Below are 22,789 nucleotides of genomic sequence, written 5' to 3'. Positions count from 1 at the left end.
TGACGTTTCTAAATTAACTAAACCATAAAATTCAACTATTCTATTTTTTCTAAATTATTCAAACTTGTTTTTAAGTTTGTCTTTTTTTATACGTTTTGATTGATTTTTGTTTCACACTTATGATTCCATGTGAATCCACCTTCACAATCTTTAAGATAATAAGTAGGTGTTCCATCAGTTAATACGACTGTATTTCTGTTGTCTTTTTGAATTTGTTTCACTGCATCTTTTAAGAATAAAGATGTAGCTTGTTTAATACCAGCATCTAGGTTTGTTCCGCCATTAGCCTTTAACTTACTAATAGCAGTTTTTGCATTGTTTCTTCCATCTCTAGAAGAGACATCAGTCCAGTTCAACGCTACTTTAACACCGTTTGAAAAATCAGCGATTGCAAGATAACGTCCAACATTTTCTTTATCACCAGCATATGAATTCACAAACTCATTTGCTGCTGCTCTTAAATTTCCAATACGGTTACCATCCATACTATTTGAAGTATCAACTACAAGAACTGTAGCTGACTTCTTGGTAAAAGTTTCAACATTCTGTTTAGTAACAACCTTTAATTTCATCCTATAAGTGTTGTTACCAAGTGCTTCAGCTGTTTTATCAACTGAATGAATACCTTCTGGCAGGGTCTGATCTAATTCACCTTGAACCCACTGACCAGAATCGTTATAATAACCGTTCGTCACTGCGTTATCAGCATTCGCATTTATAGGTGCTAATGAAATACTCATCATCAATGCTACTGCATAACTCGTGAATTTCTTAACATTCATAGTTCTTTCCCCTTTCTTCAATTTTTAATTATTCGTTTACAATTGTATAAACACAATTGCATGAAGGGCACTTTTTAATATCTGACAATCTAGATAGTTTGTTATTAGCAAAAATAAGTTATTCTATAACATTCATATCATAAGTTTTATATTTATGTTTCGCATCTCACTAGTTAAAGTATTTATCATTTTAAATAAATATGTTTTAAAAATCTTAATCTCATTATCTTAGTCATTCATATTAAATTTAAAATGTTCCTCTTTAACCTTTAGAGCTTTTTTGCCACTTTATCATATCAACAATTATAGAAATAAGAGATCATCTTAATATATGATTCAGCTGCGCACTTATGCAATTGATAACACAATCATTTGCAAACAATCGCATACAATAGACGATTAAAAAAAATTTATTCCTCCTTCCTTTATATACCATTTCCAAAATAATGCTTTTTTAATTGCCTATTACTTTCTACAAATATAGTAAACGATAGCGGTTACATTTTCAATCCTAATTACCCTACAGACTGTACCATATTTAGGAATTTGTGACATGTAATAATTAAATGTGAGGTTATTTTGTTGGAATAATACAAATATGTAAGCGAAGACGCTTACATATAGTATTTACATAATACTGTATTTGTAAGTGTTTAAGAATAGAACCACAAAAAAAGACATGATTAACATGTCGTATTGGTCTACTTTGTTATGAATCTTCCAATGATACAATAAAAAGTGACAGTACAATATACATTTTGTATTTCTTGCCTGCCACTTTTTTCTTGATTCCTACACTTTATCTTTAATTGTCTTCTCTACTTCAATAATACGTCTACCAATTCTTTTTGTTTCTATTTTTTTATAAGCTTCTAAACAAGAAATAAATTCCTTATTGCCTTCTTCCTCAATAATATCAAGTATACGTAAAATAACCTTTCTATTTACTTTGATCAGTTTATGAATGACACGTGGATTATTTTCTTTTACATCTAAGCAGAACTGTTGATATAATTCCTGAGCAAATGTTTCTTTCTCTATTGCCCATCCTTCATCAGAAAATACTAATAAAGGAAGACGCCCTTCATATTCTATTCTAAGATAATCTTCATCAATCATCCAATCAATATAATGCATAATATCAGCTAATTTCAAATCATGATAATATCCATAAGCAGGACATTCATCTAATTTTAGTTCTAATACCTTTTTGTCTTTAGAACCTTTTAATATCTTTGCAAGCATATTTCTTCCTGCTTTCATAATACACATATCAGCTGCTCTTAAGATCATCTTAATATCTTCTTGAGATAATTCTTTTATGTTACCTGTATCAAGAACGACAGGTATTCTATTAACTCTTCTACTCATTGGTTATTTCCTCGCTTTCATATATAAATTTTAATACCACTCTGTTTATCATTCAACATAAAAGCTCTGTAAAGAGAATTACGATACAATTATCATATGCTTTGCACAAAGTCCATTTATCATTACAGGGAGCAGAAGTTAATTGTCATTTTTGAGATAACCATTTTGTTTACATATCATTCTAAATTAATTGTAAATTTCAAGATTGTATTCTTATATCACATTGCCTATAATAAAGTAGAAAATAGGAGATATCAGTATGCCCACTTCAAGTATTACTCATAATTTTGTTATATCAAAGCCAGATAGTGTAAAGCGTTTTGTAGATGCAATTGATGAAGCCGAGCGTGACCGCACACCTAAACAGACACTTCCTGGACGTCAGTTAACAAACCCACAGGAAATTTTAGCTTTAATGGCTAAAATGAAGAAACAACATGACTGATAAATAATTAAAACTTCTAAAAAATAGGTATTTCACTATCTCTTAGAAGTTTTTCTCATAACCAAATTTAATTGTATGTCTTCTTCTAATCGTTTAAAAGTTTCTTCAACAGAAATAGAATCATTATTTTTAGCATAGTTTAAGTCAATATTCATTATCTGATCAAATTCTACTTTTTCTAATATATAAAGCCCCCCTACATAGGCTTCACTTTACTTTTTATTCATATAACAACCACAAGGCATATCTGCTACTTCACCAATAGAAGGGTCTAATGCATAGACTTCTTCTAGAGATACAATCCTTGCATCATCTGTAGTATGTTCTTTACTACACAAGAACTGCCACATACCATCTTCATCATGAGTTATATAAGTAATAGCTTCTTCTTTATTTAGTACATGATTGCATACTATACAGGCAGTACGTGGATCATCATCAAATGGGAACATATTATTTACTCAACAATAAGATATTTTCGATGTGAGGCGTATGTGGAAACATATCTACTGGCTGTACGTCTAATGGCTTATAACCCTTTTCTACCAAATAAGTTAAATCTCTTGCCTGAGTCGCTACATTACATGAAATATAGACAATACGTTTAGGAGAGAGTGTAGTTAATCTTTCTAGGAATTCAGTAGAACATCCTTTTCTAGGTGGATCCACCATAACACAATCCACCTTTTCATTTCTTTCTACAAATTCAGTCATGAAATGACCTGCATCATCACATACAAATTCCGCATTTGTAATATGATTTCTTTCAGCATTCTCTTTTGCATCTACAATTGCCTGTGGAACGACTTCTACACCATAGACTTTTTTAACATGTTTCGCAAGAGTTAAAGAAATAGTACCAATACCACAATATGCATCAATGACTACATCAGTTGGTTTAAATTTTGCATATTCAATCGCCTTAGAGTAGAGTACTTCTACCTGTCTTGGGTTAATCTGATAGAAAGACTTCATAGAAATCTTATAAGTATTTCCTAGAAGTGTATCTTCAATATACCCTTCTCCATATAGTACCTTTTCTTCTTCTCCTAGAATCACATTATCATGACGGGAATTAATATTTTGAATAATTGTACGTATTTCTGGATATTCATGAGTTAAAGTATCAATGATTTCATGGATATGTGGGATTTTCTTCTTATATGAGATAAATACAACCATGGCTTCATTCTTATGATAGCTTGTCTTAGTTAATACATGCTTGATATTACCTGTTTTAGTGAGTTTATCATAAGGCTGGATATGATATTTTTCAAATAATTCTTTAATACGTTTAATGACCTTATTAGAGAATTCATTCTGAATAAGACAGTAATCATTATTAATGATATCGTTTGTACGTGCTTTATAGAATCCAGAGACAATATGTCCATCCTGCATTCCAAAAGGAACCTGTACCTTATTACGATAATGATAAGGGTCTTGATCCATTAAACAATCATTGACTCTCAAGTTTTGATGAGCAATTTTTAAGAATGTTTCTTTCACTCTATTAGTCTTAAAAGACTGTTGTTCTTGATCTGACATATGCATTAATGAACAACCACCACATTGTTTAAAACAGTCACATTTTGGCTCTATTCGTTCACTAGAAGGTGTCTTTAATTCCACTACTCTTCCTACACAATAACTCTTAAGCACCTTAATAATCTCTATTTTAGCTGTTTCATGAAGTAATAGATTCTTCACAAAAATAGTCGTATTATCATGCTTTACTACACCTAAACCATCATGTGTATAATCGATGCATTCACCTATAAATTGATCTCTCTTATTCATATATATCCTCCTCACTTAAAAAAAGCGATTAAAAATCGCTTTTCATTTTATTGCTCTGTTGCTTTCGCTTTATTTGTTGTTTCTTGATCCTTTACAGATGCAAGAGTAAAGGCGATATCATCCTTACCTGCCTGTTTTGTACCATACATTGGGAAATCAGTATCATTACCACCAGTTAAATAAAGGTTTACTTCATACTGTTTTACACCATTATGCTTATTAAGTAATTCTGTATAGTCAGATCCTTCATAAGCAGATTGACCACCTTTAGAATCAAGAATTTTTACAACATCTTTTGAAATTTCTTCAGCAGTTTTAACTGATGTACCATTAGTAAATTCAATATCCACCTTGAACTGCTTACATGCTGTTTCAATATTCATAGATGCAATAGAACTATGTTTAGATTTAGCTTCGTTGACTGTATCATCTAAGACACTCTTTTGAACTGTTACAAGTCCTTCACAACGATCACCATATATAGCTCCTTCATCCTTTAAAGCACTATATAAATAGATTCCAAGTGCAAGTACAAGTACTGCAACGATTCCAAGCACAATATATCTTGTTTTAATTTTCTTTTTTGAATTATTAGAAGGTTTCATACCCATTTCTTTAGGAGTTGGCTTCTTTTCAGCCTTCTTCTTAGGTGTCTGGATAACTACGTCTTCTTCATCATCAAAATGAAATCTTTCTTTGGACACATTAATCACCTACTTTACCCTTCTATTTTACCAAAGATATAAAGTAAAGTATAGTTATTTAATTCTTTCTTTAAGAAGTTCAACAAGCAACTTGTTAACCATACCTGGGTTAGCCTGTCCTCTAGACTTCTTCATAACCTGTCCTACTAAGAATCCTACAGCACGATCTTTACCATTCGCATAGTCTTCAATAGACTGTGGGTTGGCATCTAATACTTCATTCGCCATAGTTTTTAAAGCGTTAGGATCAGAAATCTGTTTCATACCCTTTTCTTCAATGATCTTTTCAGGATCTTTATTTTCTGTCATCATTGGTTCAAAGACCTTTTTAGCCTGTTTAGAAGAAATAGTACCATCTTCAATAAAATTGATTAATTTAGCTAAATATTCTGGATTTAATTCAATATCATCATAAGACTGGTTGTTCTTATTTAAGAAAGCTAAAACATCACCTAATAACCAGTTAGAAGCATTCTTATAGTTCTTAGTATATTTGATTACTTCATTGAAGTAATCAGACATAGACTTAGTAGAAACTAGAATCTTCGCATCTACCTTAGGAATACCATACTCTTCTTCATAATGTTTTTCTCTTTCTCCAGCCATCATAGGTAATTCATCTTTGATTTGTTCTACCCATGCATGATCTAATCTAATAGGTAAGATATTTGGTTCAGTATAGTACTTATAGTCTACGGCATCCCCTTTAGAACGCATCACTGTAGTCACTTTTTCTACTTCATCATATCTTCTAGTTTCCTGAAGAACTTCTCCTCCAGATTCAATGACTTCCTGCTGACGTCCTGCTTCATAATCAATAGCCTTCTGAACGTTGCTGATAGAGTTTAAGTTCTTGATTTCTGTACGTGTACCAAATGCTTCCTGACCAAATGGACGGATAGATACGTTAACGTCACAACGCATAGAACCTTCTTCTAGCTTTGCATCAGATACTTCTGTATATAAGAATACCTGTCTTAATGCTTCAAGATAAGCACTTGCTTCTTTACCTGAACGGATACAAGGCTTAGTGACAATTTCAATTAGTGGGATACCAGCACGGTTGTAATCAATTAATGAATAATCAGTTAAATGAAGCTGTTTAGCTGTATCTTCTTCCATATGTAATCTTTCGATATCGATACGCTTTTCTTCTCCATCTACTTCAATCATTAAATAACCATTACGTCCGATAGGTCTTTTATCCTGAGTAATCTGGAAACCTTTTGGAAGGTCAGAATAATAGTAGTTCTTACGGTCAAAGCATAGTAATTCATCGATTTCCATATGTAATGCATGACATACACGAATCGCAAATTCTACACCTCTTTTATTTAAACATGGTAATGTACCTGTCATACCCATGTCTACTTCATTGATCATTGTATTTGGATCTTCACCAAATGTAACCGGTGAAGCAGAGAACATCTTTGAATTAGTCTTTAATTCGCAATGTACTTCTAGCCCGATGACTCTTTCGTAATCCATCTTTAGTCCTCCCTCTTATACTGGTTCTTGAATCCTAATGCTTCTTCTAATGCATAGGCGCAGTTCAAGACAGTCTGTTCTTCAAAAATACGTCCTGAAATATTGACAGCGACTGGCATATTATCTACAAATCCAGAAGGGATAGAGATAGATGGTGTACCTGCAAAGTTGGCAAGGCATAACCAGTTTTCAAGAATAATATATTCATCACTTAAATAATCTTCAGCTGCTTCATCAATTAAAGGTGCAACACCTCCGCCATTAGGCGCAATGATGATATCGTAGTTTTCATAAATCTTATTTAATTCATCTACTACAAGTCTTCTTACTCTCTGTGCTTTTCTGAACATCTTTTCCTGATTTTCAGTTGCTAGAGCTAAGTTACCAAGAATGAATCTTCTCTTAATATGATCACCAAAACCATCTGTACGAGAATTAATCATCACATCATCAGGCGTATCACCCTGCTGTCTATCACCATACTTAACACCATCTAAGCATGAATGGTTACTTGTTGCTTCTGAGTTGGCAATAATAGTATATGTAGGAAGTAATGTCTTCATGAGTTTCTTATCCATTTCAACATCTTCTACTGTTGCACCAAGAGACTTTAATGTTTCAACAACATTTTCAAAAGTTTTCTTTACTTCTTCATTTCTTACTTCATTAGATACAGTCGTTAATACACCAATCTTTAAGTTAGAAATATCAGTAGTTAAGTTATCTAAGTAATGTGGTACTTCTCTATTTGATGAAGTCATATCACGATTATCTCTACCAGCTAATGCTTCAGTTACAATCGCCATATCACGTACATTTCTAGTAAATGCTCCAACATGATCTAAAGAAGATGCATAAGGAATAACACCATAACGAGAGATTCTACCCCAAGTTGGTTTAAAACCTACAATTCCACAAAAACCTGCTGGTTTTCTAATTGAGTCACCTGTATCACTGCCAAGTGCAAATGGAATAAGACCACTTGCAACAAGTGCTGCAGATCCTCCTGATGAACCACCAGAAATACGTCTTGTATCCCAAGGGTTGTGTACTGGACCAGTTAAAGCTGATTTATTGGTACCACCCATAGCAAGTTCATCCATAGAAGCCTTACCTACTAAACTAACACCATGCTTATTTAATAAATCAACAACATGGGCATTAAATACTGGTACATAATCAGCTAACATCTTACTAGATGCAGTTGTCTTAATACCCTTAGTGTTGTAGTTATCCTTTAAAACATATGGAATATGTGATAAAAGATCATCAGTCATAGGAGCTTCAATAGCCTTATATGCTTCATCTTCAGTAATAGTTACAAAGGCATTCAGTCTTTCCTGCTGTTTCTTTGCTTCTTCAAATAATTCTTTGTAATATTCTTTTACATCTAACTCTCCACTTTTGAAAAGTTCATGTAATTCTTCAATAGTATGTGTCACCATTATCCTACCACCTTTGGAACTCTGATCTGATTACGCTGTACAGTCTTGCAGTTCTTTAATGCATCTTCTGTACTGATTACATGATTAGGTTCGTCCTCTCTTAAGAATGTTGTTTCAACCACATAAGGGAATGCGAGAGGTTCTACACCTTCAGTATCAATTTCATCAAGTGCCTGTACATGGCTCATGAATACTTCATACTGTTCTCTTAATGCTGGCATTTCTTCGTCAGTGATGTTGAACATGGTTTTTCTTCCTAGTTTTTTCAACATTAAATCTGTATCGTCCATAATTGACCTCCTACTGTTCTAATATAGATGTCTTTGCATCTTCACCTTTTTGTTTAATAATCACAGCCATCAATTCATCCTGTGAATACACAAGAACCTTAATATTAAAGTCCTGTGTGAATTTACTATTAATGTTATCAGCAATCACTGAAGTCAGATATAGTAATTCTGTATATGTCTTGATATTCAAGTGTGCTGTGATTTTCATTGTCTGAATCGTATCATCGATATAGTTGGCCTGCCCAACTAAACCGGCAGCTTCGGTAGAAGCTTTCTTCAAGTTAGACTTGATAGTTGCAAATTCTGATGCAGTGGCTGGGTCTAACTTAGTTGCACGAGTACTTGTAAAGTATACATTTTCATGATTCACATTCTTTAAAGTACCGACACTGCCACCTTCGCAGAAAGATTCATAAATATAATTACCATTTGTTTCAGATATTTCATTATTATTCGCACGATAAATACCAATCATAACTGGAACATCTGCAAGTTTTTTCTTCTTTGAACGGATATATTTGTATGCTTTCTTAACACACTGCTGGGCATAGCTTCTTAGCTTTTCATCACTTAAAGTAATTGCAGGAGAAGAAAGCTTTCCATCAATCTGTTCCTTAGGATCAAGAATAATAGCAACACTTATACCCTTCAAGGCATAACTAGAACCACTCTTCTTATAATAATCCTGTTCAGTGATATTAGACACAAGTACAGGGCTTTGTAAGCCTTCATATGTCTTACCACTTTCTATCTGTAATGTATCAGGATATTTCTTATCTTCTTCTTTAGTTCCTGCAGCGTCTCTTTTTAATAGATTATTGTAATCAGTTGGTGTTAATTGTAATCCTTCTGATAAATAATAATCATTTGTTGAGAAATGCTTTGTTGAAAGAATCTGCAATCCTGAACCAATAGTAACTAAATCCTTTGTATTACTGAAGTTTAAATAGAACTTCTCACTATTCTTAGAACGACCATTGTTAATCATGTTGTAGTAATTACCATCAAATGTCTTTGCAGATGATTCTTTTGTACTATTTGATGTTTTTACAGTTTTGCTGGAGCATCCTGTCGCAAAAATAAGCATGATACTAACAAGAGCTTTTAATAATTTATTCATAGTCCGCTAGCCCCCTTAAATGCTGATTCGTTCATGATTGAAATACCAAGATCAACTGCTTTTGTATATTTAGATCCTGGATTTTCCCCAACAATCACTAAATCTGTTTTCTTTGATACACTTCCTGTGACATTCGCACCCTGACTTGTTAAATAGTCTTTAATCTGCTTTCTAGTCATAAGTGTAAGTGTCCCAGTAATTACGACTGTTTTATCTCTAAATGGATTATCACCTGTATCACGTACCTTTAAATAATCCATATTTAAACCTAATTCTTTCAAATGAGCAATCATTTCTAGATTGCGTTCATTACGCTTAAATGCTGCAAGAGAAGACGCAATTGTATCCCCTACATCCTTGATGCTTGTTAATTGTACATAATTCGCATTAAGTAAAGCATCCATAGAACCAAAATGATATGCAAGTGTATCAGCCATCTTAGCTCCTATGCCCTTAATACCAAGCCCAAATAAGAGTTTTTCTAAAGAATTCGCTTTACTATTCTCGATTGCCTCTAGTAGTTTATCCATGGATTTCTTCCCAAAGCCTTCAATATCCATGATTTCTTTTTCATGTACATCCAAATGATATATATCTTCAATACATGTCACAAAGCCTAAGTTATAGAACTGTTCGATAATCTTATCACCGAGTCCATCAATATTCATTGCTTCACGGCTGGCAAAATGAATCAGTTTTTCAATCTTCTTTGAATCACATTCTTCATTCATACAATAATAAGCTGCTTCATTAGGTTTTCTTACAAGTGGAGAACCACATTTAGGACATACTGTGATCATCTTAAAAGGTATTTCATGACCTGTACGTCTTTCTTTAATAGAAGAAACAACTTCTGGAATAACATCCCCTGCTTTTCTTACAATAACATCATCACCAATACGAATGTCCTTGCGGATACAATTGTCTTCATTATGAAGTGTCGCACGCTGTACGAGTGAACCTGCCACACGTACTGGTTCTAGCACTGCATTAGGTGTAATTTGTCCTGTACGTCCAATTGTAAAGACAATATCTTTAAGTTTCGTAATAACCTCTTCTGCTGGGAACTTATAGGCAATCGCCCATTTAGGCACTTTAGCTGTATAACCAAGTCTTCTTTGTGAATCAAGGTCATTGACTTTGATAACGACACCATCAATATCATATGGAAGTGTTGGTCTAAGTTTTGCGACTTCTTCAATATAGTTCCATACTTCTTTAATGTTCTTGCATTTACGTGTATAAGGATTTGTCTTAAATCCAAGAGCCTTGATCTTTTCTAAGCATTCATAATGTGTTGTTGCATTAAGTTGTGAAGCTTCTGGTACATGATACAAGAAAGCATCCAGTCCTCTTTTTGCCGCTATACGACTATCTAATTGTCTAATACTACCTGCTGCTGCATTACGACAATTCGCAAAGAGAGGAAGACCTGCTTCAGTACGCTCTTCATTTAATCTTTCTAATGCCTTTTTAGGCATGATGATTTCACCACGCACTTCTAGTGGTCCTTTAAAATCAATATGTAAAGGGATAGAACGAATTGTCTTAACGTTATGAGTGATATCTTCACCGATCGTTCCATTTCCTCTTGTTGCACCATATTGTAATACACCATCCTGATATACAAGTGATACAGACAAACCATCAAGTTTCAGTTCACATATATATTCAGGATTAGGAATCACATCTGTAACTCGATCATTAAAGGTATAGACTTCATCTTCATTAAAGATATCTCCAAGAGACATCATCATACGCTGATGTGTTACCTTCTTGAAACCTTCTAAGACCTCTCCTCCTACTCTTTGGCTTGGAGAATCTGTTGTAATCCAAGCAGGATTGGCCTGTTCAATTCGGATGAGCTCTTCCATTAAACGGTCATATTCCTGGTCAGTGACAGTAGGAGTATCCTGTACATAATATTCATAGTTATATTTATTTAATAAGGCTTTTAATTCATTAAGTCTTTCAAATGACATCTTACTCATTCCTTTTCTTTTCGTATTCTGACTACTCCCACAGGCAAGCCCGTGGGGTTCTTACTGTCAAGTTTAGCTTATAATCGTACATCATTTTCAGACTTTGGATTACAAGTATAAATCTATTTAAGTAAGAACTTTTATTACCAAGCAGTCCAACAACCACATTAACGGTAAATTTCTATCTTGCGATATGGAAGTATAATCAATCTCCCTGATGGCTATTTTATACTATTTTGATTCCACTATTCAATACTTTGATTCTATTAGTCTCGATTCTTTTAATTAAGACTTCTTCCTTACTGTAACACTCTTCAAATTCTGAAATACATCTGTCTCTATCTATATTCTTAGTCCTATAATCATAGCAGTACAACAGAAATGATGAATACCAGTCTCGCTGTACTAGAGTTCCATCTGCTAGATGATACATCCTGTCAGATAATTTCTTCTTTATGTAATCATCTGCTGTATGGTCATATTGTGATGCTCTATAATCATTAGGCACTTCTATATATGTACCACCTGTGGTCTTGAATTTTTCTTCTACAGCAGCCTGAAACCCAGATGGGCATCTATTCTTTATAGACTTGCCAAAACGTTTCTTCTTATTAATCTTGCCCTTGCTATTAACGGTAGTTTCCTTAGCTCTTTTCATAAGCTTACCTGCATTTCTGGGTTCTGTTATAAATACATCACCAAGACTCCTTAAATAATTAGCATCTTCGTTTATAGCAAGCTGTCTGTTTATGGCATTAATACGACATAATTCAGAATGTTTTTCTTTTAACTTCTTATAATGATTGGAATATCTCCAAGTCTTACGACCTTTTTTAATTGTACCATCTTCGTTATAATTTTGAGGATTAGTTGCTCGTCTTGACCTGTCCATAGCACGATAATATAATCTTTCTAATCGTTCGGATTTTTGAATGCTTCTGCCTCGCTCTGAAAGATTCTTAAGTCCTACTTCTGTATCGGAAGTATAGGCAACTGTCTGTGTCCCTATATCAGCACCGATCATTCCTCTGCCATATTTATGTCTTGGATTGCCGAATCTATCATATTTAGGTTTTGCCCTGCCTTCGATAGTCAAATGTAAATATACTCTGTATTTACCACGAATTAATTTTGGTACAAGAGTAGCATAGCAGGGTCTATATGTATCAATACAGTACGATTCATCCTTGAGTGTCTGCACAGCTTTATTATTCACAATCTCAGGTTCAGCAAGATAATCCAATACTGCATTCACTTCATCTGTCTGGAATCTATCATTAATCTTTATTCCAAATACAGTCCTGCCAAGCTTAAATTGCAACTTATTATCCTTAACGAATATAGGGATACCACGATTCATCTGTTTTGCCCTTATGCAAGGCAGGTCTCCATATTTAGAAAAATGTAAGATATTACCATTACCATACAAGCATTTTTCCATGCCACGCCAGATATCTTCAGCTTTAGCAAGAGCAAAGACCGCATCTACGTTATACTTCTTACCAATATATATCATTGATGTTCTACAAAAATCCCAGGTAACATCATACTGCTTTTGCATTTCATTAAGCTGTCCAGCAAAATGTTTACGTTTTTTCTTGTCTTCTGTAGAACCATACAATTTAAGCAGCTTACGATACCTCTTGGTACGCATAAGCTGGTCATAATTCTTTCTCATAAGACCTACAAGTTCGTTGCCTGCTTTTCTGATCCTATCCGAAAGCTTTACAACTTTCTGTATATCAGAAGAAGACATATCAGTTTCAGCAGCTAGAATATGCCTATCAGAAAGCTTATGAAACTGTTTTAGAGTCTTTTTGTATTCTTCGTTACTAATCATTTTTTAGTTCCTCTATATATACTTGATTACTGCAGCTTCGCTTAAGCGTTCTGCAGTCGAGACAAAATACTCTCCTGACCATAAAGTTCCATATCCTGCATAGAACTTTTTAAGCTGCGGATACGCTTTAAATAATTCGATAGCGCTGATACTTTTAAGAGTTCTAGCCACATCATAAGGAGCTACAGTCTGTGGCACATCTACAAAGATATGTATATGGTCTGGCATTACTTCAAGTGTTTCTATATGATAATTATAATCGTTACAATTTTTCTGTAATATCTGTTTTAAAGCATCTTCAACATTACCTTTTAAAACCGAAAATCTGAATTTAGGACACCGTATGATATGATATTGTGTTGGATATTTACAATGTGAAGGACTGTGATATTTTTCCTGAATACCTCTACGTATAAGGTCAAGAAATGTAATAGTCTCGCCTTCCTCTACAGAATAAATACGTGCAAGGTTTTCAAGTTCTTTTTTCCACTCCATAGGAATAGATATGTTTATCTGAACATTGTTTGATTTTGGTCTTCCCATTAATTAAAAAGTCCTTTCTATTTTCATATACATATTATATATCTTCTCTATGTTATACTCAAATAAAAATCATGTTGCTTTCATCCCATAGGCAAGCCTATGGGTTTTTTGCCACTATTTTATAACAAAATTCTCTTCATAATAAAACTTAAAAATCAGTTTGATAAGCGCTTTAAAGCATGATGATTTCCCATTAAAGTCTTAATTCCATGAGGAACTTCAAAGGCAACATCGACAAGTGGTCCATTGACTTTGACAACAACACCCTTACCAAATATATCATGGTTGACTAAATCTCCCACCTTCCAGTCATTGACACCATTATCTCCAATTAAATCTGTGTAAGATTCATGAACATAATTACGTGTCTTAAACTTTGAAGGTCTTCCGACATGTTCGACATGATTTCGACCTATTTCATCTACAAATCGAGATGTGACCTTAGGAGATTGGGACACAAAGCTAAAGCCTTGGCTATCAGTCAAATAAAGACGCTTTTTAGCACGCGTAAAGGCAACGTATGCAAGTCTTCTTTCTTCCTCTAATCCTTCATCTCCCCCTTCACTCATTGTTCTTTCAGAAGGGAAAATGCCTTCAGAGAGACCTGATACAAAGACATAGTCAAACTCTAGTCCTTTAGCCATATGAATACTCATAAGTGAGACATAGTCACCTGTCTTTTCTTCATCCTGAGATGTATAGAGGGCAATATCCTGTAAATATGATTCAAAATCAGGTGTTTCTGGATGAGTATTGACATAAGTATCAATAGAATTCTTTAATTCCATTAAGTTTTCAATACGGTTATCTTCCTGCCCATCCTTCATTAGTTTCAAATAACCTGTATCCTTTAATAAATCTTCATAAATATCAGCTAAGCTCTTATCAGAAACTCTTGCTTTCTCAATAACTTCTACAAGTTCTTTGAGTCCTTTTTTAGCTTTACCGCCTATACCTGTTTCATCTAAGAAGAAGCAGACTGCTTCATAATTAGAGATACCATGTCTTGAGGCTGTAAGGGTAATCTTTTCTAAAGTCTTCGCACCAATTCCTCGAGATGGTGTATTGACGACTCTTTCAAATGATAAATCATCACCCATAACGACTAATCTAATATAACTTAAAGCATCTTTGACTTCTTTACGATTAAAGAATTTTAATCCACCAAAAATCTTATAAGGAATCTGTCGGCGAATCATTTCCTGTTCAATAGAACGAGATAAATAATTCGCACGATAGAGTACCGCAATATGGGATTCAGATACACCGGATTGTGTGATCTTCTGGATTGTATCACAGATATATTTTGATTCTGCATCTTCACTTACTGCTGCATAATGAATAACTTTATCTCCTTCTTCTAATTCAGAGAATAAATCTTTTTCTAATCTGTTCTTGTTTTTCTTAATGAGGTTATTGGAGATATCAAGGATTGTTTTTGTAGAACGATAATTCTGATCTAGTATAACAGTTTTAACGTTTTGATAGTCTTTATCAAAGTTCATGATATAGTTCACATCACTGCCTCTAAATGAATAGATTGTCTGGTCTGGGTCTCCTACAACACAGACAATAGAATCCTGAGCAAAGTAATGGATAAGGTTGTATTCAATAGAGCCAACATCCTGGAATTCATCGACATGGACAAATTGATAACGTCTAGACCATCTTGATACAATATCAGGATTATCCTGGAAGATCTTTAATGTATTGACTAAAAGGTCATCAAAGTCCATCATATTATGATCCTCTTTATACTTTTCATACATAGCATAGATTTCTGCTTTATGTTTTTCTCCTGGCATATTACCAGCGAGCTGTACTGCTTTGGCAGGAGAAACAAAGTTAACCTTATATGAAGAGATATAGTTGATCATAGATTTGATACTGATTGATTTTTGATCTATTTCTTTTTCTTTATATAACTTTTTAATGAGTGATTTCTGATCTTCTTCATCCATGATAATGAAGTTATGAGGATAACCAATGGCAGTAGAGTGTTGTCTAAGTACTCTGACACATAAAGAGTGGATTGTACAGATTGTTGTACCTAAAGATGTACCTAGAATGTTTTCTACTCTTGTTTTCATTTCATTGGCTGCTTTATTAGTAAATGTGATAGCGAGAATGTTATGAGGATTGACTCCTACTTCTTCAATTAAATATGCTATACGATATGTGACAACACGTGTCTTACCTGAACCAGCACCCGCAATGATTCTTAGGTGTCCATCTAGATAAGTGGCTGCTTCTAATTGTTTAGGGTTTAATAATTGACTAAGTTCCATATTTGTAATCCTCCTTATTCGCATCCTCTAATATAACATAAAAAAGAGTGCTTAGCACTCTTTATTTATATTGATGGGATTTTCCGATAATATCAGTGATATTTTCAATACCCATTGCATCTAGTTCATCATTCATTTCCTGAATAATACGAGGACATGCATATGGATCTACTAAGTTAGCACAACCAACCTGTACAGCACTTGCACCTGCAATCATCATTTCGATTGCATCTCTACCAGTAGAAATACCACCCATACCAATAACTGGGATATTTACTGCCTGAGATACCTGGTAAACCATTCTTAAAGCGACTGGGAAGATTGCTGGTCCTGAATAACCACCTGTCTTATTCGCAATAATAGGCTTACCTGAATGGATATCAAAACGCATACCAACAAGAGTATTGATCATTGAGATACCATCAGCACCTGCTTCTTCTACTGCTTTCGCAATTGCGACTATGTCAGTGACGTTTGGAGATAGTTTGACATATAATGGTTTATTGATCACTGCCTTAACTGAACGAGTGACTTGGGCAGCCATGGCAGGATCAGTACCCATTGCCATACCACCTGCATGAACATTAGGACAACTGATATTAAGTTCTAATGCGCCAATACAGTCTTCTTTAGTTAGTTTTGCAGCAGTCTGTACATAATCATCCACACAGCTGCCACCAATATTCGCAATAGCTTTTCCTGAATAGACTTCTCTTAGTTTAACTAATTCAGTCTTGATGACTTCATCAACACCTGGGTTCTGTAAACCAATCGCATTAAGTAAACCAGAAGGTCCTTCCGCAATACGTGGAAGTGGGTTACCATAACGTGGTTCAAGAGTTGTACCCTTTAAGCTCATAGAGCCTAATACATTAATATCATAGAACTTAGTAAATTCATAACCGAATCCAAAAGTACCACTTGCTGGAATAACAGGATTCTTCATATCAAGTCCTGGTAGTTTTACATGTAAATTAGCCATTGATAATCACCTCATCTGAAGAAAGGACAGGTCCTTCTACACAAATTCTCTTATATGGTTTAGTTTTTACTTTACATGAACATCCCATGCAGGCACCAAAGCCGCATCCCATTCTTGCTTCAAAAGAAAGAGAACCATTGTCTGGGAAGTTCTTTACTAATGCATCCAACATTGGTTCTGGACCACATGCATAGTAATGATCAAAAGTTAAGTTATTTTCTTTAATAGCATCAATGACAGTACCCTTAGTACCATAAGTGCCATCCATTGTAGAAATATAAGTAGGACAAAGCTTCTTGAATTCTTCTTCATAGAACACATCATAAGAACCATTGAATCCAAGTACTGCAGTCACCTTTACGCCTTTTTCAATAAGTCTTTTTGCTAGACCATACATTGGTGGTGTACCACTTCCCCCACCTACGACAATCACTTCATTATAATCAGTATCAATAAAACCATTGCCTAACCCGATTAATACATCAAGCTTTTCACCTGGTTTCTTTTCTGAAAGAATCTTAGTTCCTTCACCTCTAATACGATAAATAAGTTTAATGTGTGTATCATCATAATCTAAGATACTCATTGGTCTTCTTAAGTATGGCTGAAGTGAGTCGTTGATCTTAATATTGATGAACTGACCAGGTGCTGTAATAAAACGAGCCCCTTCTCCTTCAAGTTCCATTTCAAATAGACCAGGAATTAACTCTTTATTGTAGTTGATTTTAAGAAAATCCTGATAATTCTTCATGTTATTCCTCCACTAATAATTGTCCATCGACAATATTCATAATTAATGCACCTTTTACTTTCCATCCTAAGAATGGTGTATTGCATGCTTTAGACTTTAAGTCTTCTTCTTTGATTGTATATTCTTTATTTAAGTCAAATGCACATAGATCTGCCTTCATACCTTCTTCAATAGAAGCATCTAAATTTAATGTCTTGGCAGGTCCAGTAGTGAGGCAATCAAGAACTGTCTCTAATTTAATTAAGCCTTCTTCTACAATATATGTATAAATAAGTGGGAAGGCATGCTGTAAGCCAATGATTCCAAATGGTGCTTTATCAATTGGTTTACTCTTTTCATCTCTTGCATGAGGGGCATGGTCTGTCGCAATAACAGTAATGACTCCATCATTCACTGCCTTGATGATTGCATCACGGTCTTCTTTTGTACGAAGAGGTGGATTCATCTTATAGTTAGGATGACAATCCTGAATGTTGTCTTCTGTCAAAATTAAATGATGAGGTGATGTTTCACCACTGACTCTTTCACCACGTGCACGACTTGCACCAAGCAAGGCCACTGTTTCTTTTGTAGAAATATGACAGATATGATATCTATTGTGAATTTCATCTACAAGATGTAAATCACGATCTACCTGTTTATATTCACTTGCACTATTGATACCAATTAAGCCATGTTCTTTCGCATAATGACCTTCATGAATACATCCACCATGTAATTCTGATTCATCTTCACAATGAGCAACAATGATAGAATCAAGAGCTTTTGCACGTGTCATAGCTTCTTTCATCTTTTCATCCTTCTGAACACCTTTACCATCATCAGAGAAGCCAAGCACAATAGGCTGTTTGATATTTTCTTCCATATCAACAACCTTCTGACCTTTTAGTCCTTCTGTAATCGCACTATAAGTATATGTTTTTACCTGTGCATCCTTTTCACAACGTTTAGTGAAATCTTCAATAGTTTCCTTATCATCCATACAAGGTAATGTATTGGCCATTGCAACAATAGTACCATATCCACCATAAAGTGCAGATGCACTACCTGTAGAAATAGTTTCTTTATGTTCAAAGCCAGGTTCACGAAGATGTGTATGGATATCAATAAAGTTATGAGATAAAAGTGCTCCGTGAAGATCAATTACTTGATCTGCTTCTTCATTACATGCACCAATCTTCTTGATGATGCCATCTTCAATCAATACATCTGTATCACTAAATGCTTGATGACGATACAAATGTGCATTCTTTAATAATAAACGCATAATCTACCCCCTGTATTTTTCTATTAGTTTTTTTTCAACGCATGCCGGTACAAGTCCTTCTACACTATGTTTATGAGATACGATTTCTTTCACAAATGAAGAAGAAACAAATGTATAAGCAAGACGTGTCATTAGAAAGACAGTTTCAATGCCGTCATCTAAATACTGGTTTGTAAAGCACATGAGAGACTCATAGTTATAGTCTTCTGTTGCACGTAAACCACGCACTAATACCTGTGCCCCTACTTCCCTTGCATACTCTACAGCAAGACTACTGCTTTCGTCAATGACAACATTAGGAAACTGCTTCGTTGCTTCTCTTAACATCTCCATACGTTCTTCTACAGTAAATAAGCATGTCTTATGTGGATTAATAAAAATAGTCACATAAAGTACATCATACATCTTAGACGCACGTTCAATGATATCAAGATGGCCATTGGTCACAGGATCAAATGTCCCTGTATATACTGCTTTTATCACATTGCAGCCTCCTCGTATTTCACAATCTGTAAACAAGTAATACCATAATTATTTTCTTTAATAAGTCTAAATGGTGCTTCATATTCAAGCTTTTCTTCAGTTAAGTCTTCTACCACAATAATACAGCCATCCATCAAATTTCCATTATCCTTTAATGTATGGATAATATCCATATTAACTTTCATACCATAAGGTGGATCTAATAATACAAGACTAAACTTGATTCCTTCTTCCTTAAAAGTACCTAAAGCTTTACGATAATCAGCCTTTATTACATGCGCATTTGTGATCTTTAAACTATTAATATTTTCTCTAATAACCTGAAATGCCTTATATTGTTTATCTACTGCATAAAGTTCATCCATTCCTCTACTTAATGCTTCAATACCAAGGCCTCCACTTCCTGCAAATAAATCAAGACAAATTCCTCCATCAAAATAAGGACCAATCATGTTATAAAGATTTTCTTTATTTTTGTCTGTCGTAGGACGAGTTAATTTTGTAGGGACAGCCTTTAACTGTCTACTTTTATATTTACCTGCTATAACGCGCATAACTTCTTCCAATCCTTCCCTTTGCGAGTTCATCACTGATATCATCAAAGACAATATCTGTAATTTCATCTAACATCTTATTGAGTTCACTATAAGACTCTAAATAAGCATTCATCTCTGGCAAGCGATATAGTTCTCTTCTTATATCTGTGATACGTTCTTGTATATGTGACGAGTCACAATAGCTGCCAAAGCGTGCCAAATCTTCCTTTTCTTCCTTAAGTCTATTCATTTCATTCATCAAAGATTTAACTTCCGGCTTACCAAATACACTTAAAGAAGAGTGATAGTTTTTAAAACATTCCTCTTCTTTAATTGCATCAATGAGTTCTTTTATTGAGTCATAGATCATAATGATTTCTCAATAGCCTCCTGCTTCTTTTCACGATTATATTTCGCAATAATAGCCTGTGCTATACCAATTCCTATTAAAGCAACTAAGGTAGAAGTTCCACCTGCACTAATTAATAGGAGAGGCACACCAGTCATTGGAATAAGTCCTGATACACCACCTACGTTAACCATTAAATGAACAAAGAAATAACTTGCAATTCCAATAAGTGTTAATTTTTCTCTTGAATCCTTAATCGCAAAAGCATATCTAAAGAGTCTATAAATAATAATAGAATAAGGAATAAAGAAAGCTGCAAAACCTACAAGTCCTAATTCTTCTACAATAATAGATGAAATAAAGTCACTCTGTGCTTCTGGGATATAACCAAATTTCATAATAGAGTTTCCAAACCCACGACCAATTAAACCGCCATTTGTATATCCTACAAAACCATTAATGATCTGATAGTTAGTACCATAGATATCTTTCAATGGATTCAGCCATGATGAGATACGAGCCATCTGATGACTCTTTAAGAAAAAATTATGAAACAGAATAAAGATAAGCACTAGAAACAATACTCCAATTAAGCCAATAATCTTAAAGGGACGATAGTATTGAGATGGTGTCGCAAAGAATAGGCATGTTGCCATAACGAATAATATCAAGCCACTTCCCATATCCTTCTGTACCTTCCAGCAGATTAAAAATGCGAAAACGACAAGAAATGCGGGAAAGAACACACAGACAACTGCTTTACGCCAGATAAGTTTATTTCTTTTCTCTTTTGATAAACGTGGAGAAATACGTATCTGATCTGGTAAGACGCCAAATATATAACTCAACAATATAATCAAAGTCAGTTTCATAAACTCTACAGGCTGAATAGTAAATGGACCAATCTTGATCCAGGCATGAGAATTATTGATTGTCCACATTATACATGTCAACATCATAAGAATACATACACCATAAGTGACAAGCATCAATGTTTCTGATATACGACGTGTTTTATAGGCACGCGCAAATAAGAACATAAAACCTAAGCCTACTATAACGAATAAACATTGTTTCAATAGGTTTTTAGTCGCAAAATTAGATCCTTCACTTGCCGACATACCTACAGAAGCATCTCCAATCATCACAATCCCAAATAATGCGAGAAAAATCGTACAGGCATAGATGGTTTTATCTGTACCAGTGCGTTTAAACATCATTTGTGTCTTCTTGATGAAGTTCATAGTTTAACCCACTCTTCTTCCTGAGAACGTTTAAATACTTTATAAATAGAATAGCCAGATGCTTCTTCAAAAGCTTTATCTAATTGTTTTTGTAATGCTTTTGAATCTGCAATAGACGTAAATACACGGTAATGTTCCATGAATTCTTTAGAACTAATACCTTCTTCATAAGCCTGTTCTACTGCATTATATAACCCAACAACCTCGATAATTTCTTCTGTTGACCAATCTGGTTCTAATGGATAATCATACATGTTAAAATACCTCCTATGTTAAAAAATATTATACATGAAATAGGCTTAAAAGAAAATAGGGTATACATAATTGGAAAAAGCGAAGGAGTCTGTTATAATTACACAGAGGTGAAACGAAGAATGTTAAGCATGAAAAATGTAATTGATGATAAAAATCCTTTAATTCGTGAGAAATCTAAAGAAGTATCTTTACCATTAAGTGATGAAGATCGTCATACTTTAATGGAAATGTATCAATATCTCGTAGATTCTCAGGATGAAGAAAAAGCTGAAAAGTATGATTTAAGACCAGGTGTGGGTATTGCGGCTATTCAGATTGGTATTCCAAAAAGAATGTGTGCAATTTATATTCCTTCTGTAGATGAAGAAGGTAATATTGTAAAGTGTGATCAGTGGGCACTTGTTAATCCACGTATTGTAGCAAATGCAGTCAAAGTGGCTTATTTAAAGAATGGTGAAGGATGCTTGTCTGTTCCTGAAGATCAGCCAGGTATTGTACCTAGAAGTGCTAAAGTGACTGTTAAGGGATATGATGCCTTAACTGATCAAGAAGTGACTATTGTCGCAAGAGGCTTTACAGCTATCTGCTTACAGCATGAATTAGATCATTTTGAAGGTATTCTTTACTATGATCACTTTAATAAAGAAGATCCAAAAGCACCTATTCCAAATGCGATGGTGATTGAATAATACTCCTTCGGGAGTATTTCGTATTATAGAACTAGAAGTTATTCAAGTAATAATTCTAGTTTTTTATTTTATCTAGAAGTGATATCATATCACTGAAGAGAAGTTAATCATTATAACTTGAGACATCCGTAAGGT

At 34.2% G+C, this 22,789-nt stretch carries 23 protein-coding genes; 2 read left to right on the top strand and 21 right to left on the bottom strand.

The genetic code is table 11. From position 1 onward, the window contains the following. Positions 1 to 86: 86 nt before the first annotated feature. Together H8909_RS09725 and H8909_RS09720 are read right to left on the bottom strand one after the other, a co-directional pair. Complete coding sequence (locus H8909_RS09725; RefSeq protein WP_187012683.1) at positions 87 to 782, bottom strand: VWA domain-containing protein; 696 nt, start codon at positions 780 to 782, stop codon at positions 87 to 89. A gap of 792 nt (positions 783 to 1,574) precedes the next feature. Then, the gene (locus tag H8909_RS09720) at positions 1,575 to 2,153 is read right to left on the bottom strand and encodes an RQC domain-containing protein (RefSeq protein WP_187012682.1); all 579 of its coding nucleotides are present in this window, start codon (positions 2,151 to 2,153) and stop codon (positions 1,575 to 1,577) included. 259 nt (positions 2,154 to 2,412) lie between these two features. Here H8909_RS09720 and H8909_RS09715 point away from each other — a divergent pair, with 259 nt between their 5' ends. Next, positions 2,413 to 2,598: a cupredoxin domain-containing protein gene (locus tag H8909_RS09715; protein ID WP_022424722.1), complete on the top strand. Its 186-nt coding sequence runs from the start codon at positions 2,413 to 2,415 to the stop codon at positions 2,596 to 2,598. Positions 2,599 to 2,810: 212 nt separating this feature from the next. On the opposite strand, the gene H8909_RS09710 is transcribed toward H8909_RS09715, so the two are convergent. The 19 genes from H8909_RS09710 to H8909_RS09620 form a co-directional block, all read right to left on the bottom strand. Next, positions 2,811 to 3,050, bottom strand: coding sequence for a hypothetical protein (locus H8909_RS09710; protein WP_187012681.1), 240 nt, complete (start codon positions 3,048 to 3,050; stop codon positions 2,811 to 2,813). A 1-nt stretch (position 3,051) separates the two neighbouring features. After that, positions 3,052 to 4,398, bottom strand: a complete 1,347-nt coding sequence (rlmD, locus tag H8909_RS09705) for a 23S rRNA (uracil(1939)-C(5))-methyltransferase RlmD (RefSeq protein ID WP_187012680.1) — start codon at positions 4,396 to 4,398, stop codon at positions 3,052 to 3,054. 47 nt (positions 4,399 to 4,445) lie between these two features. After that, complete coding sequence (locus H8909_RS09700) at positions 4,446 to 5,102, bottom strand: hypothetical protein (RefSeq protein WP_187012679.1); 657 nt, start codon at positions 5,100 to 5,102, stop codon at positions 4,446 to 4,448. A gap of 54 nt (positions 5,103 to 5,156) precedes the next feature. After that, positions 5,157 to 6,590, bottom strand: coding sequence for an Asp-tRNA(Asn)/Glu-tRNA(Gln) amidotransferase subunit GatB (gatB, locus tag H8909_RS09695; RefSeq protein ID WP_022424718.1), 1,434 nt, complete (start codon positions 6,588 to 6,590; stop codon positions 5,157 to 5,159). 2 nt (positions 6,591 to 6,592) lie between these two features. Then, complete coding sequence (gatA, locus tag H8909_RS09690) at positions 6,593 to 8,035, bottom strand: Asp-tRNA(Asn)/Glu-tRNA(Gln) amidotransferase subunit GatA (RefSeq protein ID WP_187012678.1); 1,443 nt, start codon at positions 8,033 to 8,035, stop codon at positions 6,593 to 6,595. Beyond that, complete coding sequence (gene gatC, locus H8909_RS09685; protein ID WP_006506605.1) at positions 8,035 to 8,325, bottom strand: Asp-tRNA(Asn)/Glu-tRNA(Gln) amidotransferase subunit GatC; 291 nt, start codon at positions 8,323 to 8,325, stop codon at positions 8,035 to 8,037. The genes gatA and gatC overlap by 1 nt, the downstream gene beginning before the upstream one ends. A gap of 10 nt (positions 8,326 to 8,335) precedes the next feature. After that, entirely contained in the window at positions 8,336 to 9,445 is a 1,110-nt protein-coding gene (locus tag H8909_RS09680) for a CamS family sex pheromone protein (RefSeq protein WP_187012677.1), read from the bottom strand. Next, the gene (ligA, locus tag H8909_RS09675; RefSeq protein WP_187012686.1) at positions 9,442 to 11,427 is read right to left on the bottom strand and encodes an NAD-dependent DNA ligase LigA; all 1,986 of its coding nucleotides are present in this window, start codon (positions 11,425 to 11,427) and stop codon (positions 9,442 to 9,444) included. The genes H8909_RS09680 and ligA overlap by 4 nt, the downstream gene beginning before the upstream one ends. Before the next feature lie 226 nt (positions 11,428 to 11,653). Then, positions 11,654 to 13,267, bottom strand: coding sequence for a hypothetical protein (locus tag H8909_RS09670; RefSeq protein ID WP_187012676.1), 1,614 nt, complete (start codon positions 13,265 to 13,267; stop codon positions 11,654 to 11,656). A 12-nt stretch (positions 13,268 to 13,279) separates the two neighbouring features. Then, positions 13,280 to 13,810, bottom strand: a complete 531-nt coding sequence (gene tnpA, locus H8909_RS09665; RefSeq protein WP_202985948.1) for an IS200/IS605 family transposase — start codon at positions 13,808 to 13,810, stop codon at positions 13,280 to 13,282. Between the two features lie 155 nt (positions 13,811 to 13,965). Beyond that, positions 13,966 to 16,098 carry an ATP-dependent helicase gene (locus tag H8909_RS09660; RefSeq protein ID WP_187012675.1) on the bottom strand — a complete coding sequence of 711 codons (2,133 nt, stop codon included), beginning with the start codon at positions 16,096 to 16,098 and terminating at the stop codon, positions 13,966 to 13,968. Positions 16,099 to 16,159: 61 nt separating this feature from the next. Next, complete coding sequence (locus H8909_RS09655) at positions 16,160 to 17,080, bottom strand: dihydroorotate dehydrogenase (protein WP_117458357.1); 921 nt, start codon at positions 17,078 to 17,080, stop codon at positions 16,160 to 16,162. Beyond that, the gene (locus tag H8909_RS09650) at positions 17,073 to 17,831 is read right to left on the bottom strand and encodes a dihydroorotate dehydrogenase electron transfer subunit (protein ID WP_187012674.1); all 759 of its coding nucleotides are present in this window, start codon (positions 17,829 to 17,831) and stop codon (positions 17,073 to 17,075) included. Before H8909_RS09650 ends, H8909_RS09655 begins: the two co-directional genes overlap by 8 nt. Before the next feature lies 1 nt (position 17,832). After that, on the bottom strand, positions 17,833 to 19,098 hold the full coding sequence (locus H8909_RS09645; protein ID WP_202985947.1) for a dihydroorotase: 1,266 nt from the start codon (positions 19,096 to 19,098) through the stop codon (positions 17,833 to 17,835). A 3-nt stretch (positions 19,099 to 19,101) separates the two neighbouring features. Further along, entirely contained in the window at positions 19,102 to 19,581 is a 480-nt protein-coding gene (gene coaD, locus H8909_RS09640; RefSeq protein WP_117458360.1) for a pantetheine-phosphate adenylyltransferase, read from the bottom strand. After that, positions 19,578 to 20,135, bottom strand: a complete 558-nt coding sequence (gene rsmD, locus H8909_RS09635; RefSeq protein ID WP_022424709.1) for a 16S rRNA (guanine(966)-N(2))-methyltransferase RsmD — start codon at positions 20,133 to 20,135, stop codon at positions 19,578 to 19,580. The genes coaD and rsmD overlap by 4 nt, the downstream gene beginning before the upstream one ends. Further along, on the bottom strand, positions 20,116 to 20,487 hold the full coding sequence (locus H8909_RS09630) for a YlbF/YmcA family competence regulator (protein WP_117458361.1): 372 nt from the start codon (positions 20,485 to 20,487) through the stop codon (positions 20,116 to 20,118). Before H8909_RS09630 ends, rsmD begins: the two co-directional genes overlap by 20 nt. Beyond that, positions 20,484 to 21,710, bottom strand: a complete 1,227-nt coding sequence (locus H8909_RS09625; RefSeq protein WP_117458362.1) for an FtsW/RodA/SpoVE family cell cycle protein — start codon at positions 21,708 to 21,710, stop codon at positions 20,484 to 20,486. Before H8909_RS09625 ends, H8909_RS09630 begins: the two co-directional genes overlap by 4 nt. Continuing rightward, a complete protein-coding gene (locus tag H8909_RS09620; protein WP_187012673.1) occupies positions 21,707 to 21,964 on the bottom strand; it encodes a UPF0223 family protein in 258 nt (85 codons plus the stop codon). Before H8909_RS09620 ends, H8909_RS09625 begins: the two co-directional genes overlap by 4 nt. Before the next feature lie 120 nt (positions 21,965 to 22,084). Between H8909_RS09620 and def the strand changes: the two genes are divergently transcribed. Further along, positions 22,085 to 22,654 (top strand): peptide deformylase, encoded by a 570-nt coding sequence (gene def, locus H8909_RS09615; RefSeq protein WP_117458363.1) that lies wholly within the window; start codon positions 22,085 to 22,087, stop codon positions 22,652 to 22,654. Positions 22,655 to 22,789 lie beyond the last annotated feature (135 nt).

It is taken from the genome of Catenibacterium faecis (assembly GCF_014306455.1).
GTDB lineage: Bacteria > Bacillota_I > Bacilli_A > Erysipelotrichales > Coprobacillaceae > Catenibacterium > Catenibacterium mitsuoka_A.
Note: the sequence above shows the minus strand (reverse complement) of the source record. Positions and strands in the feature narration are given on the sequence as shown.